This is a genomic window from Halomonas sp. KHS3, from assembly GCF_000830495.1.
Classification (GTDB): domain Bacteria; phylum Pseudomonadota; class Gammaproteobacteria; order Pseudomonadales; family Halomonadaceae; genus Vreelandella; species Vreelandella titanicae.
Map to the genome: position 1 here is coordinate 1,224,367 of NZ_JWHY01000002.1, position 17,243 is coordinate 1,241,609.

General features: G+C 54.2%; 15 protein-coding genes. 8 read left to right on the top strand and 7 right to left on the bottom strand.

The window, feature by feature from the left end:
* Window positions 1-10: 10 nt before the first annotated feature.
* From RO22_RS07655 to RO22_RS07685, 7 genes are all read right to left on the bottom strand, one after another.
* Complete coding sequence (locus RO22_RS07655; RefSeq protein WP_041157981.1) at window positions 11-466, bottom strand: thioesterase family protein; 456 nt, start codon at window positions 464-466, stop codon at window positions 11-13.
* Entirely contained in the window at window positions 466-1,419 is a 954-nt protein-coding gene (locus tag RO22_RS07660; RefSeq protein ID WP_041157982.1) for an L-carnitine dehydrogenase, read from the bottom strand. Before RO22_RS07660 ends, RO22_RS07655 begins: the two co-directional genes overlap by 1 nt.
* Window positions 1,416-2,336 carry a 3-keto-5-aminohexanoate cleavage protein gene (locus tag RO22_RS07665; protein WP_027959007.1) on the bottom strand — a complete coding sequence of 307 codons (921 nt, stop codon included), beginning with the start codon at window positions 2,334-2,336 and terminating at the stop codon, window positions 1,416-1,418. The genes RO22_RS07660 and RO22_RS07665 overlap by 4 nt, the downstream gene beginning before the upstream one ends.
* A 115-nt stretch (window positions 2,337-2,451) precedes the next feature.
* Entirely contained in the window at window positions 2,452-3,624 is a 1,173-nt protein-coding gene (locus RO22_RS07670) for a lipocalin-like domain-containing protein (RefSeq protein WP_027959008.1), read from the bottom strand.
* The gene (locus RO22_RS07675; RefSeq protein WP_041157983.1) at window positions 3,621-6,122 is read right to left on the bottom strand and encodes an FtsX-like permease family protein; all 2,502 of its coding nucleotides are present in this window, start codon (window positions 6,120-6,122) and stop codon (window positions 3,621-3,623) included. The genes RO22_RS07670 and RO22_RS07675 overlap by 4 nt, the downstream gene beginning before the upstream one ends.
* Entirely contained in the window at window positions 6,119-6,784 is a 666-nt protein-coding gene (locus tag RO22_RS07680) for an ABC transporter ATP-binding protein (RefSeq protein WP_027959010.1), read from the bottom strand. Before RO22_RS07680 ends, RO22_RS07675 begins: the two co-directional genes overlap by 4 nt.
* Before the next feature lie 40 nt (window positions 6,785-6,824).
* Window positions 6,825-8,378, bottom strand: coding sequence for a GGDEF domain-containing protein (locus RO22_RS07685; protein ID WP_035539125.1), 1,554 nt, complete (start codon window positions 8,376-8,378; stop codon window positions 6,825-6,827).
* A 354-nt stretch (window positions 8,379-8,732) separates the two neighbouring features.
* Here RO22_RS07685 and RO22_RS07690 point away from each other — a divergent pair, with 354 nt between their 5' ends.
* The 8 genes from RO22_RS07690 (at window position 8,733) to RO22_RS07725 (ending at window position 17,198) form a co-directional block, all read left to right on the top strand.
* Window positions 8,733-9,464: a GntR family transcriptional regulator gene (locus tag RO22_RS07690; protein ID WP_027959012.1), complete on the top strand. Its 732-nt coding sequence runs from the start codon at window positions 8,733-8,735 to the stop codon at window positions 9,462-9,464.
* A 106-nt stretch (window positions 9,465-9,570) separates the two neighbouring features.
* Complete coding sequence (locus RO22_RS07695; protein ID WP_009287701.1) at window positions 9,571-10,530, top strand: C4-dicarboxylate TRAP transporter substrate-binding protein; 960 nt, start codon at window positions 9,571-9,573, stop codon at window positions 10,528-10,530.
* A gap of 95 nt (window positions 10,531-10,625) precedes the next feature.
* Window positions 10,626-11,120 (top strand): TRAP transporter small permease, encoded by a 495-nt coding sequence (locus RO22_RS07700; RefSeq protein WP_041157984.1) that lies wholly within the window; start codon window positions 10,626-10,628, stop codon window positions 11,118-11,120.
* On the top strand, window positions 11,117-12,406 hold the full coding sequence (locus tag RO22_RS07705) for a TRAP transporter large permease (protein WP_041157985.1): 1,290 nt from the start codon (window positions 11,117-11,119) through the stop codon (window positions 12,404-12,406). The genes RO22_RS07700 and RO22_RS07705 overlap by 4 nt, the downstream gene beginning before the upstream one ends.
* Before the next feature lie 36 nt (window positions 12,407-12,442).
* On the top strand, window positions 12,443-13,864 hold the full coding sequence (gene uxaC, locus RO22_RS07710) for a glucuronate isomerase (RefSeq protein ID WP_041157986.1): 1,422 nt from the start codon (window positions 12,443-12,445) through the stop codon (window positions 13,862-13,864).
* Window positions 13,865-13,894: 30 nt separating this feature from the next.
* On the top strand, window positions 13,895-15,106 hold the full coding sequence (gene manD / locus RO22_RS07715; RefSeq protein WP_041157987.1) for a D-mannonate dehydratase ManD: 1,212 nt from the start codon (window positions 13,895-13,897) through the stop codon (window positions 15,104-15,106).
* Between the two features lie 14 nt (window positions 15,107-15,120).
* Complete coding sequence (locus tag RO22_RS07720) at window positions 15,121-16,143, top strand: Zn-dependent oxidoreductase (protein ID WP_009287704.1); 1,023 nt, start codon at window positions 15,121-15,123, stop codon at window positions 16,141-16,143.
* A gap of 86 nt (window positions 16,144-16,229) precedes the next feature.
* On the top strand, window positions 16,230-17,198 hold the full coding sequence (locus tag RO22_RS07725; protein WP_041157988.1) for a TRAP transporter substrate-binding protein: 969 nt from the start codon (window positions 16,230-16,232) through the stop codon (window positions 17,196-17,198).
* The last annotated feature ends 45 nt before the right edge of the window (window positions 17,199-17,243 follow it).

A 17,243-nucleotide genomic window follows, 5' to 3' on the forward strand; every position in this document is an offset into this window, starting at 1 on the left:
ACTGTAACCCTTAGCGCCGAATACCAATGGTGCGGCTGGCAAGCCCGGGCCAAGCGTCTTTATGGGCTTGGGGTAGTTCTGTCACGCGATTTGCGACCGCTTCTGGAAACGGGCTTGGGCGCCCAGAGGCTTGTTTCATGCCCATCAACATCTGCTCGCTGGTCGCTATCAGGTTATCTTCTTCATCGAACAGGGTGAAAAAGACGTGCAGGCGCTTGGTGTCGCTATCCAGTAGTGTCAGGCTGACGTTCAGGGCTTGGCCTTGGTGGGCCTCGCGGCGGTAGCAGAGGTGCGTTTCCAAGGTATAGATCGTGTAGCCATAGTGTTCTCGGCCCGCTTCATCCAACCCAATGGTGTCGATAAGCGCCTCGCAGGCCAGAGAGAAGACGCGGGCGTACTCCGCGTCGTTCATATGCCCGTTGTAGTCGACCCACTCGGGAGCGACGTGGGTTTTATAAATAATCATTAAATGCGCCCCTGTAAGCCTTCGGCTTCCGGCCAATATTTTTGCACTACCTCGAGCAGCTCGACTAAAAAGTCATCCCGGCGCCGGTCAAGGGTGGCCACTGATCGTCCTGCCGCTTGATGCTCACACCCCTCGACGACTTTATCAATCAGTTCATCGGTGAGTTCCGGGGCCTCCAGCTTGGTCCAGGGCAGTTTTAGCGCTGGGCCAAACTGCTCCAGCATATGGCGCATGCCTGGCTCGCCGCCCGCTAGGTGGAAGGTTAAGAACGTGCCCATTAACGGCCAGCGGAGTCCACAGCCGTAAACCACGGCGGCATCGATCTCTTCGGTGGTCGCCACGTCATCGTTAACCAGATGCAGGGCTTCCCGCCACAGCGCTTCCATTAAGCGGTCGGCGATGTGGCCCTCAATTTCACGGCGAACCACCAGTGGGCGCATGGCGAGGGCCTGATACAGCCTCTGGGCGCTGGCGATCTGTGTGGGCTGGGTGGACTCACCCCCAACAAGCTCTACCAATGGCAGTAAATACACCGGGTTGAAGGGATGAGCGACGATCACGCGCCCAGGCGTTTGTTGGCACTGCTGCTGCAGGTCGGTGGGCTTAAAGCCGGAGGTAGACGAGCCAATAATGACGTCCGGTGAGGCAGCAGCGTCAATCGCGGCTAAAATCTCTTGTTTTAGCGGTAGGCGCTCGGGCACGTTTTCCTGAATCAGGTCCGCACCATCCACGGCTTTTTCAATCGTATCCACAAAGGTTAATCGCTCAGGGCTAGCATCGGGAGCTAAACCGAGCTGTGTTAACGAGGGCCAGGCATTGTCGATAAACGATTGCGTGCGCGCTGGCGCCTTGGGATCTGGGTCGAAGGCCACGACGTCCCACCCTTGGGCGAGGGCCCGGGCAATCCAGCCGTTGCCAATCACGCCGGTACCGATGACGGCTAAGCGGCTCATTTGTCACCTCCTGCTGTGTTACCCATGATACGTCCGGTCATCGGGTCGCGTAGTTTGAGATGAGCGCGGGTTTCTGCAGGCGTCATTACTCGGGCGCCGAGGTTTTCAATAATGGTCGACGCTTTCTCGACCAGTTGGCCGTTGTTAGCCAGCACGCCTTTCTCTAAAAACAGGTTATCTTCCAACCCAACCCTAGCGTGGCCACCCAGCAGCACCGCTTGGGCGACCATGGGCATTTGATGTCGACCAATGCCGAAGGCGGCCCAGTTAGCATTGGCAGGTAATTTGTTGCGCATGGCCAGCATCGTTTCTGTGTCCGCTTCAGCACCCCAGGGAATACCCAGGCAGAGTTGATAAAGCGGGTCGCCATCGATCAAGCCCTCTTGCTGAAGCTGGCGGGCAAACCAGACATGGCCCAAATCAAAGCACTCCAATTCCGGCTTAACGCCTGCGGCCTGAACTAGGCGGGCGTGTTCACGCAGCCAGTCAGCGGGATTCACGTACACCATGTCGCCAAAATTGAGACTGCCGCAGTCCAGCGTGCACAGCTCGGGAAGCAGTTCGCCGACCGGGGCATGACGCTCGGCGGGTGTTTGGATATCGGTGCCTGGGCCGCCGCGCGTTGGGTCGGTAGCATCGGGTATCCAGTCGCCACCGCCGCCAGCGGTGATGTTCATCACAATATCCACATCGGCTTCGCGTACGCGCTCCATCACTTCGCGGAACTGCTCAGTAGAGTGGCTGATGCCGCCGGTTTCCGGGTCGCGAACATGGATATGCGCGATGCTGGCCCCGGCATGCGCCGCTTCAATGCAGGAAGCTGCAATGGCCTTGGGTGTAACAGGCACATTGGGGTTTTTTGCGGTGGTATCTCCCGCGCCCGTCACGGCACAGGTAAGAATGACATTGCGGTTCATGGCGTGCTCTCTAGTCAGCGGTTTATTCGCTTACTAGTGTGTCGCCGTGTGCAGACATTAGTTGTCATAAAGCGACATTCGCTATACATAAGATGCGATTTTTGATCTCGGCTAATTAATACCCGGTCATTTCCAAATAACCCTCGCCAAGCGGTTCGCCGCTGGCGCGGTCGTTGACCACCACTTCACCTTCCCAGTAGGGCACGCTGGTGGTCATCCAGCGGTTGGCGTGGGGCGCTTCGATGTTGATGTCGATCCCTACTGACGGTATTTCCAGCCGCCATTGGGTGGGCACATTGCGACCGGCGACAGCCGACGTTGCCAGCGGCGTTAGGGTAATGTCATCTGATGCTAAGGGGGTGGCGTCGCCTTGGGGAGTAATCCAGGTGCCGGAGCGGTAGTCGGCGTTTTGAGCGGAGCCACCGCGTAGTTGAAACGCCATCAGCTTGTGGCCGTCATTAAGGTGAATCGAGAACCAGTCCCAGCCTGATTGGCGGGCATCAAGCAGTTGGCTGCTCCACTCCCGATCCAGCCAGCCGCGCCCGCTAACGGTTTTTGTCTCGCCGTTGATGGTTACTTCGCCGTTTATCTGCCAGAAGGGCTGGCTGTAGTACATGGAGCCCTGGCCATTGGCGGCTTTCTGGCTAAAACCCTGTTCGCCGTGAAGCACCAGCGGCCCCTCTGCAGTCAGTTCTAAACGGTAGCCAAAACGCGATGCACCCTCGCCGCTGTAGGCGGTTAGTGTGAGGTGATTAAAATCGCTGCTATCGGCTTCTTCGTTAGCTTTAAGCTGCCAATCATCCAGCCAGGCATAAAAGGGGCTAATCATTACGCCTGCTTGGCTGTCCTGAGGAGTATTCAATGAGGCCTGTGAATGGCTGCGCCCGAAACGTTCGGCCACCTGGTGTTGCTCGCCCTGAGAGATCGCCATATGGGCCATCCACAGTTGATCGGCTGCCCAGGGCGTTGGCTCAGGGCGTTCGTTGGGAGGCATCAGCGCCTGGCGAAAGAGCGTCCACTGCAGGCCAAGTGGCTCACCGTCGGCGTCTTCTAAATTGGCGGTTAAATACCACCATTCAATGCGGTAGTCCGGGTGGGCGGCGTGCTCTTGTGGAAAACTGAGCGGCTGATTAGGCTCGGCATGCCTAAAACCATCGGCGTCTTGTCCTAAACCGGCAAAGCCTGTGCTGTTGGTTTCGGTTTGATTCTCTTCGCTACAGCCGAAAAGTGTCAGCGCCACAGTGGCTATCAGTAGAAGACGCAAGGTTAGTCGAAGCCTTAAGCTCATTGATTGGCCTCTTCTGCTAGTAAGGCCCGCGGTGAGGCGCGCCAGAAACGCAGCGTGGGCAGGGCTGCTGCCAGGAGTGCCACACCAACGGCGGTGGCCAGAGTAACGGCCATTTCCCCAGGAAATAGATAGAGCGGTAGTCGCCAGCCGAAGGCGGCCACATTAATAATCGCCACTAATCCCCAGGTAATCGCGATACCCAGTGGAATGGCCAGCAGGCCGGTGGCTAATGCGGCACCGCTCAGTTGTGCCAGATTTAATTGTGCCAGCTGTGCTCGGGGAACGCCCAGCGCCCATAGCGGCGCTAACTGTTGGCGTCGGCTGCGTGCCTGGGTCAGCAGGCTGGCGAGAAGCGCTAGTGCCGCTACCGCTAGGGTTAATGCATTGAGCGCGCGGGTAATGGTAAAGGTACGCTCAAAAATCTCGGTGGCAATACGCTTGATCTCGCGTTGATCGCTCAGCGCATCGCTACCGAGGTCAAAGCGTTCGAGCAGGGCAGTACGCAGGGCATCAACATTGGCATCGTCACTCAGCACTAACCCTATGGAGCTAGGCGGCGCATCAAAACGAGCGGCAAGCTGGGGCGATGCCATTAGCACCTGCCCGCTGGGGTTGCCGTAGTCGGGATAAATAGCGGCGATGGTCAGCGTTTCATTGGCGCCGGGCGCGTTCAGCGTCAGGCGATCACCGGGGGAGAGGTTCTCTGCAGTGGCAAGTTGCTCGTTAATAAAAATCGCGCCATCACTAAAGGCTGCCCAGGCGGATGAGCGGTCTTGTTGGGTTGCCAGCAGCGGCCAGTGCGGAGTGAGTGATTCGCCAGGGGTAATGCCGTAAAGCTCGATAGGCGTGCCTATCGAGCGGCTGCCTTCCGGCGTTGTAGCGGCCTGTAGTGTTGCATCGCTACGCCGTGTGAGCAGGCGCTCGAAAACCTCCGGGCGATCAGCCAGCCAAGCATCAATATCCGCATATTGCTCGGCGGGGGCATTCAAGTAGAGTGGGGCGACCAAGCGCTGATCGAGCCAGTCTAAAAACGTCAGGCGAAAGCCGCCGACCATGCTACCGACCCCCAGATTGGTCGCCAGGGCGATAAGTAGTGCCATCATGGCCAGTGACAGCCCAGGTAGCTGAAGCTGCATATCCGCCAGTGCCCAGTGAATAAGTGGGCGCCGCCGGGCGAGGTACGTCAGCGCTTTTAGTAGCAGTGCTAAAAAGGGCGGCAGCCACAGGGCGCTAGCCAGAAGTAACGCCGCTACCAGCGTAAAGCCTGTCACTAATCCATCGCCAGGGGGCTGAAAGCGAAGCCAAACATACAATGCTAGCGCAACGCCCATCGCGAAAGCGCCGCCGATGCTCATTAGCGATAATTGGCGGCGGTAACCGCTACGCCAGGCCTGCATCTGACCTAACTCCAACATGTTTAAGCGGGCCGCGCGCCATAGCACGCCGCTGCCTGCCAGCAGTAGTCCGCCAAGGCTAACCGCCAGCCCACCGACCCAGTAATGCCAGGGCAGGTTGAGCTCTTGCCCGATGCCTGCGCCATAAAGTGAGCCCAGGGTTGCCGCGACATCGGGTAGTAACAAGCGTGCCAGCCATACGCCGCTGGCAATACCGGCAAGCGCTCCGATTAGGCCGAGCAGGAGCAGCTCTAAGCTGAGCGCTAGCACTAAACTGCGCCCTGATACACCCAGCACTCGCAGGGTGCGCAGCATGCCCAGGCGTTGCTCCAACGCTAGGCCTAGCGCTGCTTGAACGATGAATAGCCCCACGACCCAGGCAAGTAGCCCCAGTGCGGTAAGGTTCAGGTGAAAGCTTTCGGTCAGTTGACCAGGGGAGGCAAGCGTGGTGGCGCGGGTGAGCGTTAATACCGGGGGCGCTTCAGTGAGTGCCCCCGGGGCGGCCACGATGCGCGTAAGCTGGTCGCCGCTTTCAAGCAACCGCGCTGCGGCGGCAATATCCATGATCAGCGTGTCCGGCGGTAGTGCTGGCGCTAAAATGAGCGGCGGGAGTGTTTTGCCATCTGCCAAGGTCGGGGTGGCAGCCGATGCATTCTCGCGCGTTATCCCTAGGGCTTCCAAAGCATCAGGCGCTACGCGTGTTTGCCACGGGGGCGTTAGAAAGTCACTTAACGACGCGGAGGTGTTGGCTTGAGCCAGCGCGTTATCGCTGGAAAGGGTCAGTGGGTCAATGCCGATCAGAGTTAGCCGGGTGCCATCTTGGGTAACGACTTCACCCTCTAGCATGGGCGATACGGGCAAGCCTGCTTGACGCAGGGCGTGATACTCGGCACGACTGAATGGCATGCCATCGCGCCGCTCAAGCTGATCCAGCTGGGTGTCAAACAGCGCATCGGCGCGGGCGTAGCTGTCGCGAGCGGTGGCGTTGATCGCCTGGATGCCACTCCATAGGGCACTAGCCACCCATAGTCCGAGCAGCAGCATTATCAGTTGGCCGGGGTGGCGCCGGTAGTGGCTAAGTAGCGTGGATAGCACCCGGGTCATAGTGCCGCTTCTAGTAGATGACCGTGGCTTAGACGTAGGCAGCGATCAAGCGGAGCCGCCACTTGGGGGCTGTGGGTGACAATGAGCAGGGCGCACTGAGTTTCGCGAACCAGGCTCAATAGCAGTTCAAGCACTTCACCTGCGGTGGTTTCATCCAAATTGCCCGTGGGTTCATCGGCAAGCAGCAGAGGTGGGCGCGGCGCCAGAGCACGACCAATAGCTAAGCGCTGCTGCTGCCCGCCAGAGAGCTGCTCCGGATAACGTTTTTCCATGCCATGCAGCCCAAGCCGCTCAATTAAGTAGTCTGCCCAGGCGGCATCGTCGCGATTGGCTAAGCGCGCCTGTAAGCGCAGATTGTCGATGACCGTTAAGCTGGGCACTAAGTGGAATTGCTGGAAGACTAAACCCAGTTGCTCGCGGCGTAGCTTGGCGCGCGTGGGCTCAGGTAGAGACGCGACATTCTGGTTTTCGAAGCTAACTGTTCCTTGGTCGGGAAGATCTAAACCGGCGGCAAGATGCAGTAGGGTGGATTTGCCGCTCCCAGATTCTCCCATTAGCGCCAGGCTTTCTCCTGCCGCGAGACGAAGGGAGACATCGTTGAGCACGTTCAGCGGCCCTTGTGGCGTCGTGTAGGTTTTATGTACCTGATGAAATTCCAGCATGGCTGCCTTTGTTGTCCATTAAGGTAGAGGCTAGTTGATGCTAGTTTGGAGCCCCTGGCGCGCCGCGCTCCCCATATACTGCTATTCCACCCCTGCCCGTGCGTTTAATGAAATACATACTTTTATCCGCGGCATCAATAAGCTCGCCCGCATCGCCAAATCCGCCGTCGTTCAGGCAGGCAATGCCAATCGAAACGGAGACATAGATAGGGTGCTGGTCGTTGTGAGCCATGGGCGTTTTTTCTAAACGCTGGGCAATACGTTTGGCGAATACTTGAGCTGCCTGGGCATCTTCATCTGGCAAAATGACCAGGAACTCTTCGCCTCCCCAGCGCCCCGCAAGATCGCCTTCACGAATAAGCGACTGCAGCGTTTTGCCGAATTTTTGCAGCACGTTGTCGCCCATTTGGTGGCCGTATTGATCGTTGAGCTTCTTAAAGTGGTCAAGGTCAATAAATACCACTGACATGATGCGAGACTGTTCCTGGCATAAGGCAAAGCGCTTATGCATCTGCTCTTCAAGCCAGGATCGGTTGGCAAGACCGGTGAGCATATCGGTTCGTGAACGCTCTTCTAACTCATCTTGTCGTTGACGCAGGGAGGCGAGCTCTACTTGTTGCGTTTCAAAGCGCGCTTTGAGCTGTAACGTCTGTTGGAACAGCAGTTGTTGAGCCTCGGCAAGCAACGATTCGTTATCCTGCAAAGGGGGGGCCGTCATTTGCAGCATGTCCGCCAGCGCTGGCAACTGTTCCTGAATATTCTCTAACAAAAGCCGTAATGAGATCGCATGGGCGCCCTGGTAGGTTTCAAACTCTCGTACCACGGCGACGAGCGACTGTGCAGGATGTGAAGAGAGCCAGGCGTCGGCGATGGGCCCAGACAGCTGAATGCAAAGCCTATCGGCGGCGGTAATGTCGTACTCATTGTGGCTATCGCAGATACGCTGAGCGAGCGGTGTTGGAACACCCCATTTGGCAGCAAGCCAAGCACCTACTTGAGAGTGATCGCAGCCAAAAAGGCGCTGTTCCGACTCGGATAACTGTCGATGAGAGAGTGCGGCTTCAGCATACAACTCATTGCTCTCTTTAGGGTATGTCGCCCTTAAAGCCATGATGCCAATGTCTTGTAGTAAGGCGGCAGTGAAAACGGGCCCCGCCATGTCCGGGCAAAGCTGTATGGCAAGGTGTCGTGCTGCTAACGAGGCGATGATAGAGCGCATCCATACCCGCTGGTAATGGGCGTCAATACCTCTGTTTTGAAGCAGGCTGAAGCTCATTACCGCTGCCAGCGTGGTGTCTAACCCCAAACGTGCCGTTGCTTCTTGGCACGCATGTACCTTTATATGACTACGTGAGAAAAAAGCGCTATTGGCAAGGGTAATGATACGCATGCTCAAGGCAGGATCACGCTCGATAGCATTGGCGTAGTCGTTTACCGACGGATGCTCAGTACGCGCCACTTTTAAAACGTTAACGGCGACAGCAGGGAGGGTAGGTAAGTTTGGACACTTGAGTAGATCAGCTATCAAAAATAACGGTAATTCTGTCGTTAAGACCAGGTCTTTCGAATTATCCTTTGCCTGGATGGCCTGCATTATTCTCTCCTTACGCGTATTTAGCTTGCAGCAGCCGTGAGCCATCCATGGCAATTGCCGTATTGGGCAGTATTCAGTCGTTTGTCTCAAACCATTTTAGGTGATTCGTCTGCTAAATACTCGCGTTTGAATGCCGATTTTATTACAGCTCAAAGTTCAAAAAATACGCTAAACCGAGAGGTTATGTAAGATATTTCTCAGAACCAGCTAAGAAGTTGGCTATTAGATGTCCGGCGCGACATGCGACTAAAGGGTATAGCGATGAGCCTTTTTTTATCTCAATTCAACTACCATACTAGTCATATCAGCTTCTGACGCTATCGTCTCGGGCTTCTCTAATTAGGATCAGGTGCAATGCACACGACATTACAAACGCTTTGGCAGGGAACCCACGAAGGGGAATCGGTTCGCCAACGGCTATTTCATGTGCTGAGGCAGTCGATTATTCAGATGGTACTGGCGCCGGGGCAGGCGCTATCGGAAAAGGAGCTTGCCGACACTTTTTCGGTGAGCCGTCAGCCAGTGCGGGAAGCTTTCATAAGGCTCTCAGAGTCAGGCTTGGTGGAAGTTCGCCCTCAAAGGGGAACCTATGTTGTACGCATTTCGCGCCAAGCGGTGCTAGAGGCACGATTTATTCGTGAGTCGCTTGAGGTGTCAATCGTACGCGAAGCCACCAAGCAACCCCTTCAGTCTGGCGTGCTAATGGAGCTTAACGAGCTTATTGATCGACAGCGTAGCTGCATCGAGCGACAAGACCATGACCGCTTCTTCTTTCTTGATGAAATGTTTCATCGCACCTTGGCATTGGCTACGGGACAAACCATGGCGTGGAATGTGATTGAAGACGTCAAAGCACAATTAGACAGAGTACGGTATTTGAGTATTCCTGATTCTACGCCTATTCCGAAATTGGCCGATCAGCATCAGGCCATCGTGGATGCGATATCTGCTGGAGATACTGACGCGGCAGTTCAGGCAATGAGTATTCATCAATGTGAAATACTCCACTCTCTGCCTGAATTAGAGCATCGCTTTCCGGAGCTGTTTGAAGGTGTGAGCATGAATGTTCATGCGCTAACTATATAAAACCCACTAATGAGTACAACAACGCTGCACAAGTTGCATGGAGTAGATCCAGCCAGAACTGGCTGGTGAATTATCAACAATAAATAGATGTCTTTAGGAGCCCTACATGAAACTCACAAAATTACTGCCTGCTGTTGCATTGGTTGTCGCAAGCCATTCGGCTCACGCTGCTTACCAGCTTAATGTCTCAATTGCGTTGAGTCCTCAGGATCCCATTGCTCAGGCGATGGAGAGCGCTAAAGAGGCGATTGATGAGCGCTCAGAGGGAGAGCTGACCATTCAGATTTTCCCAAACAGCCAGCTTGGTTCTGACGAAGACGTGATCGAACAAATTCGTAGTGGTGCCAATATCGCGATCTTAGTCGATGCGGGGCGTTTATCAGAGTATCAACCTGAGTTGGGTATCTTAAGTGCCCCTTATTTAGTTGAAGACTATCGTGATTATGACCAAATCACAACATCTCCGCTTTACCTTGATTGGGTCGAAAGTATGGCAGAAACCAGTGGTTTACGATTACTCAATTATAACTGGTTTCAAGGGTCACGGCAGATGCTGACTCAAAATGAAGTGAAGACACCTGATGATTTGAGTGGTGTGCGTGTGCGGACTATCAACTCACCAGTATGGGTGAAAACCGTCGAAGCGATGGGCGCTACTCCAACACCGCTGCCTTGGTCAGAAGTTTACTCAGCGCTACAGCTAGGGTCGATCGACGGGGCTGAAGCACAACTAACCGCCGCTGAAGGCCAAAATCTGCATGAAGTTATTACTCATGTGGCACTAACAAACCATATTCATTTGATGACCGGTATTGCGACTTCTGAACAGTGGTATCAAGCATTACCTGATGAGCTGCGCTCTATTCTTGATGAAGAACTGCTAAAAGCTGGTGAAGCTGCTAGTCAAGCAACCGCAGCGGCTCAAGCCTCAGTGCGCGCGCGGATGGTAGCGGAGGGCGTTACGTTTTCTCAAGTGGATATGGGCGTATTCAGAGATCGAATGGGCAGCGTTTATGAAGAGCTAGGTTACAACCAGTATCGTGATCAATTGCTTTCTTCAGAGTGAGTCTCAGCCTTTGCCCATTAGGGCAGAGGCTTCTCTTTTTTCCTCTTTGCTATTACTTAACTGTCCGGATGCCCGTATAGGGCGAGGAATGCTGTATGTGGCATTGGTACGATAAAGGTGAGGAGTGGCTGGCTATTATGCTACTCGGTGGTACCTCTCTCACCATGTTAGTTAGCTCAACGGCTAGGGCAATAGGAAATCCTTTTGCAGGGGGCGCTGAGCTTGCACAATTTTTGTTTATTTGGACTGCTGTATTAGGGGCTGATATTACCCTGCGCCAGGGAGGCCAGGTGCGAATTGATGCCCTTGTCATTCGTTTACCTCTTAAGTTACAGCTCATGATTACCGGCCTATGTGTTGGGATGATGATGCTCTTTCTGGCTCTTTTAATCTGGTATGGCTTCGTTCTAGCAGCTTCAAACTGGCAGCGTCCCATGGGAGTGGCAGGACTTAGTTATGGGTATATCACTCTGGCACTTCCTGTCGGGGCATTGTTAATGATGCTTTCACTGGTACGCCGCTTGTTCGCTAAGGGCGTCATCGGGAGTTTGGTTGTTGACGATGATGACATTGTGGAGGAGGCGCTATGACGGCAGCTCTGTTATTAGGATTCGGCCTGCTTCTCATGGCGATAGGTATGCCCGTTGCCTTTGCTATTGGAATTGCGGGTTTCTCCTATTTCTTATTGCCAGAAACATTTTTACCGACAAGCATTGCCGTCCAGCGCATTGTATCTTCGACGCAATCATTTCCACTATTAGCTGTGCCGTTGTTTATTTTCATCGGCCATTTAATGAACGCCAGCGGTATTACTCCCCGTTTGGTTCACCTTTCTACTCTATTAGCAGGATGGATGAGCGGTGGTTTAGCCCAGGCAAGTATCGTGTTGAGCACCTTAATGGGCGGGGTTTCCGGTTCTGCCGTGGCGGATGCCGCAATGCAATCCAGGGTGCTGGGAAAAAGCATGATCAAGGGAGGCTATTCAGCGGGGTTTACTGGGGCGGTGCTCTCTATTGGGGGGCTGATTACTGCGACCATTCCACCGAGTATCGGATTGATCCTTTACGGCTATCTTGGCGAAGTTTCGATAGGGCGGCTATTTATCGCAGGCCTCGTGCCGGGCTTCTTGCTAATGGTGGCGCTGATGCTGACCACTTACATCATGGCTAAACGACGGGGCTATCAGCCAGTAAGGGAACGGTTACCCACCGGCCGTGAAGTGCTTAAGGCCCTACGTGGCAGTATCTGGGCAATTCTCTTCCCCGTATGGCTCTTGGTGGGTATTCGCTATGGACTTTTTACCCCCTCCGAAGCAGGTGCTTTTGCGGTTGCTTATGCCTTGTTGGTGGGCTGTGTCATACACCGAGAAATGGGTATGAAAGAGATACTTAATGCCATGCGTGCCAGCGTAAGAGATATTGGCATGATAATGCTGATTATTATGTTCTCAGGCATTATTGGTTATGTCGTCTCTTTCGAAAGGGTGCCGCAAACAATAGCAGAGCTAACACTCGGCGTATTCTCTAGTCATATAACACTGTTGCTGGCAGTTTCCGTAATACTTGTTTTTCTAGGTATGTTGTTAGAAGCCACGGTTGTTGTCATGTTGTTAACCCCCATCTTGGTGCCCGTTATTAAAGCCGCAGGTGTTGATCCTGTTCATTTTGGGCTGTTAATGATGACGCTGGTTACGTTTGGTGGCATGACGCCTCCTGTGGGTATTTCAATGTATACCGTGTGCGGAATATTACGATGCTCTTTTTATGAGTATAGCCGTGAGTTACTGCCTTTTGCCTTTGCTGTATTTGTGGTTGTGCTGGGCATTCTCTTCTTCCCCAATGTAGTGCTGTTTTTGCCTAATTTACTACTGGGCTAAATCTGCCTATGACACTCTCATAATGAAGGAGCGATGATGAAGTTTAATGATAATGTTGAGTTCATGGGCAAAGACTTTCTGTTAGAAAATGAAGCAGCCCAACGGCTTTATCATGAGCACGCAGCGATCATGCCGATTTGCGATTATCACTCGCACTTAGATCCAGTCGAAATAGCTCATAATACCCAGTTCGATAATTTAACCCAGCTATGGCTAAAAGGGGATCACTATAAATGGCGTGCAATGCGCTGCGCGGGTGTTGCTGAGCAGCGTATAACCGGAGATGTCAGTGACCGAGAACGCTTTCAAGCATGGGCGGAAACCGTACCCGACTGCTTAGGCAACCCACTCTATCATTGGACTCATCTTGAGCTGAAGAAGCCGTTAGGGATCGACAATATTCTCCTCTTTGCACAGACAGCTGAGGAGATATGGCACCTATCTAAACAGCGGCTAACAGCTCCACAGCTTAGTGCTCAAGGGATCCTGGAGCGCTTTAACGTGCGTACTATTTGTACCACGGATGATCCTGTGGATAGCTTGGAAACCCATCAACGGCACGCAAAGGCGAACACTGGGCCGACTATGCTGCCGACATTTCGAGCTGATGCGGTTCTCAAAATAGAACAGCCAGCGTTTGTCGATTATCTCGCTACGCTCGAAGTTGCCAGTGGCGTGACGATACAGCGTTTCGATGATTTGCTGGCTGCTCTGTACCAGCGTCTCGAACATTTCGAAAGTTTAGGTTGCTGCCTTTCCGATCATAGCCTTGAGCAGCCCGTTTTTGTTGAGCCTCCTGCAGCTTATGAGCTGGATCGGATACTCGACCGCAGAAAGCGCGGAAATGAACTGAGCAGTGATGAAGTGCACGGCTTTACCACAGCAGTGCTGCTATGGCTCGGCAAGGAGTATGCACGCCGGGGCTGGGTCATGCAGCTTCACATTGGCGCTTTGCGCGATTTAAGCCAGCGGGGGCGTCGTGACATAGGCGCTAACAGTGGTTTCGATGCGATTGGCGATATCACCTACGCAGAACCTTTAGCGGCGCTGTTGGATGCGCTGGATAGCCAGCATCAACTGCCGCGCACCGTGCTTTATAACCTCAACCCGCGGGATAACGAAATGCTCGCTGGGCTGGCCGGTTCCTTTCAAGGTGATGGAATCCCCGGAAAAGTGCAGTTTGGAGCCGCATGGTGGTTTAACGACCAGCGTGATGGCATGGAACGCCAGCTAACTACCCAGATGCAGTTTGGTTTGCTGCGCCACTTTGTAGGCATGCTGACTGATTCTCGTAGCCTTCTATCGTTTTCTCGTCATGAGTATTTTCGGCGTATTTTTTGCCAAATGCTGGGGGCTCAAATGACCCGCGGCGAGTTACCCAACGATATTGACCGGGTCGGCGAGCTGGTTCGTGCGGTGTGCTACCACAATGTGCAGCGCTACCTATTTGAGCGTTAACTTCTTTTTACTTCTTGTGATGGATTTACCATGATCATTAGCGATGCATATTTAATCGTAACGTCCCCAGGCCGCAACTTTGTCACGCTGAAAATTGTTACCGAATCAGGAGTGTATGGGATCGGCGATGCCACATTAAATGGCCGCGAGCTGTCGGTGGTCGCTTACCTGGAAGAACATGTGTTACCAACATTAATTGGTCGCGATGCTAGCCGCATTGAAGATATCTGGCACTTTCTGTATCGCGGCGCTTACTGGCGGCGTGGGCCAGTAACGATGACGGCTATTGCAGCAGTGGACGTAGCCCTATGGGACATCAAAGCAAAGCTTGCGGGTATGCCGCTTTACCAGCTGTTGGGTGGTAAGAGTCGCGATCGGGTGATGGTCTACGGTCATGCGACAGGGCGTGATATTGAAGCATGTCTGGAAGAGGTCGCCCGCCATGTGGATGAAGGCTACAGAGCGGTACGCGTTCAAGCTGGTGTGCCAGGCATTGCCAGCATCTATGGTGTCGCCAAAAAAGAGGGTGAGCCCTATGAACCTGCAGATTCTGATTTGCCCGCAGAGCATGTGTGGAGTACCAGTAAATACTTAAACCATGTGCCTAAACTATTTGCCGCCGTACGTGAGCGCTTCGGCGATGATTTGCACGTGTTACACGATGTTCATCACCGCCTGACGCCCATTGAAGCTGCTCGCTTAGGTAAAGAAGTGGAGCCCTACCATCTCTTTTGGCTCGAAGACTGCGTACCGGCTGAAAATCAGGAGGCGTTTGGTCTTATCCGCCAGCACACCACCACGCCGCTGGCCGTAGGCGAAGTCTTTAACAGCCTGTTTGACGCCAAAGCGTTGATCGAGAATCAGTGGATCGACTATATACGCGCCACTTTAACCCACGCCGGGGGGATCACCCACGTACGGCGCATTGCCGATTTGGCGGGTCTTTACCATGTGCGTACCGGCTTCCACGGGCCAACGGATCTTTCGCCGGTTTGCTTGGGGGCGGCGATTCACTTTGACACCTGGGTACCCAACTTCGGCATCCAGGAGTATATGCCGCATACCAGCGCCACTGACGAGGTATTCCCCCACGATTATCGCTTTGAGGACGGGCATTTCATCGTTGGTGAAAAGCCGGGGCATGGTGTTGATATCGATGAACAGTTAGCCAAGCAATACCCCTATAAGCGCGCCAGCCTGCCGGTGAACCGGTTAGAAGACGGCACCTTGTGGCACTGGTGAAGGAGTTCATCTAGATGAAAGCATTCCAGGTAAAGGCGCCCCATGACTACCAGGTCGCGGAAGTTGATCCGCCCAAGGTGGCCGCTGGTGAAGCGTTGGTACGCGTAGCATTTGCCGGTATCTGCGGCTCGGATATGCACATTATCCATGGCGACAACGCCTTTGTGCGCTTTCCGCGCATCACCGGCCATGAGTTCGCCGGGGTAGTGGAGGCGGTAGGGGAAGGCGTGGCTGACGTAGCCGTTGGGGATCGCGTGTGCATTGACCCTGTTATCAGCTGTGGTGAGTGCTACCCCTGTCGGATTGGCCGTCCCAACGTGTGCAGTTCGCTTGAAGTGATTGGTGTGCATCGCGATGGTGGTTTTGAAGAGTTTGTGGCCGTACCCGCGGCTAACGTACACCACCTACCTGAGCATATCGGGCTAGACGCCGCTGCCTTAGTTGAGCCTTATACCATTGCCGCCAACGTACTTGATCGTATGCAGCCGCACCCTGGTGATCGACTAATGATTCTGGGCGCCGGCGTTATCGGCCTTACGATCCTGCAAATGGCCCTGGCCAAGGGGATTGAAGAGGTCATCGTCACTGACGTTATTAACGAGCGATTAGTGGCGGCAAAACAGCTTGGGGCAACGCAGGTCTTTAATAGCCGCGAGCAGGATGTGGAAAAAGAGGTGCTTGCCTTAACCCAGGGGGAAGGCGTACCGCTGATTGCCGATGCGGCCTGCGTGCCAGCGCTGTTACCGCAAATGCTGCGTTTAGCGTCGCCAGCAGGGCGCATTGGTCTACTGGGCTTTAGCGTTCAGCCCAGCGAACTAGTGCAGTTAGAGGTGATTAAGAAAGAGCTGACCCTGGTCGGGTCGCGGCTCAACAACCGTAAGTTTCCGGAGGTGCTAAAGCTAATGGCAAGTGGGCAGTTGGATCCGTTGGCGTTAGTCAGCCACCGGTTGCCGCTAAGCGACATGCCCAGCGCCATCGACATGCTTGATCACCGGCCAGAAGAGGCCCGCAAGGTGCTGATTCAAATCAGTGCTTGAGGGGTGCTACTCCAACCCACGCCAACCCACGCGAAATTAATAGCTGCAATAAACAACTAACAACACCCGTGTGCAGGAGAAAGACAATGATCAAGCAACTTATCACCAGCGCTGTTCTTGGGGCCGCCATGCTAGGCAGTCACTCACTAATGGCGGCAGACTTTACCCTGCGTTTTGGCCATTTAGCCAATGAGCAGAACATTTGGCACCAGGCCGCCGAGAAATTTAAGCAGGAGGTCGAAGCAAACTCTGACGGGCAGATCGAAGTACGCCTCTACCCCAGTGAGCAGCTTGGCAACGAAATGGACGTGATCAATAGTATCCAGCTGGGCACAGCGGATATGACCATCACCGGTGAAAGCTTACAAAACTGGGCGCCGAAAGCCGCGATGATGGCGGTACCGTACGCCTTTAGAGATTCCGAACACCTCCATGCCGCCGTTAACGGCGATATTGGTGCTGAGATTGAAGCGCAAATCACTGAACGCACTAACCTGGTACCTTTGGCGTGGTTTGAGCGCGGCCCCCGTGAGCTGACCTCTAATCGTCCTATCCGCACGCCTGATGAGCTGGATGGGTTACGTCTTCGCGTTCCTAACGTGCCGCTATTCGTTGATACATGGCAGGCAATGGGGGCACGTCCAACCCCAATGGCGTTTAGCGAAGTGTTCACTGCGCTGCAGCAAAATACCCTGGAAGGTCAAGAGAACCCGCTTAGTCTGATCGAAAGCGCCAGCTTTAATGAGGTGCAGGACTACCTCAACATGACCGGCCATGTGCGCAGCTGGATCTACGTGGTGATTGGCCGTAACCAGTTGGAAAGTATGCCGGAAGAACTTCAGCAAGTGGTGCGAGACGCTGCTCAAACGATGCAGGAGTATCAAGCCGAGCTTTTCGTTGATGACCAAGCACGTCTTGAGCAAGCGCTACAGGAGCGTGGCATGGAGTTCGTGGAAGTCGATGTCGATGCGTTCGCAGAGAAAGCTCGCCCCGCCGTGCTGGAGGCCTTAACCGAAGAGCAGCGTGAACTCTTTGACGCTATCCAAGGCCTGTAAGTTTGGATTTGTGGTCAATTGATAATGACGATGGGCTGGCCGTGC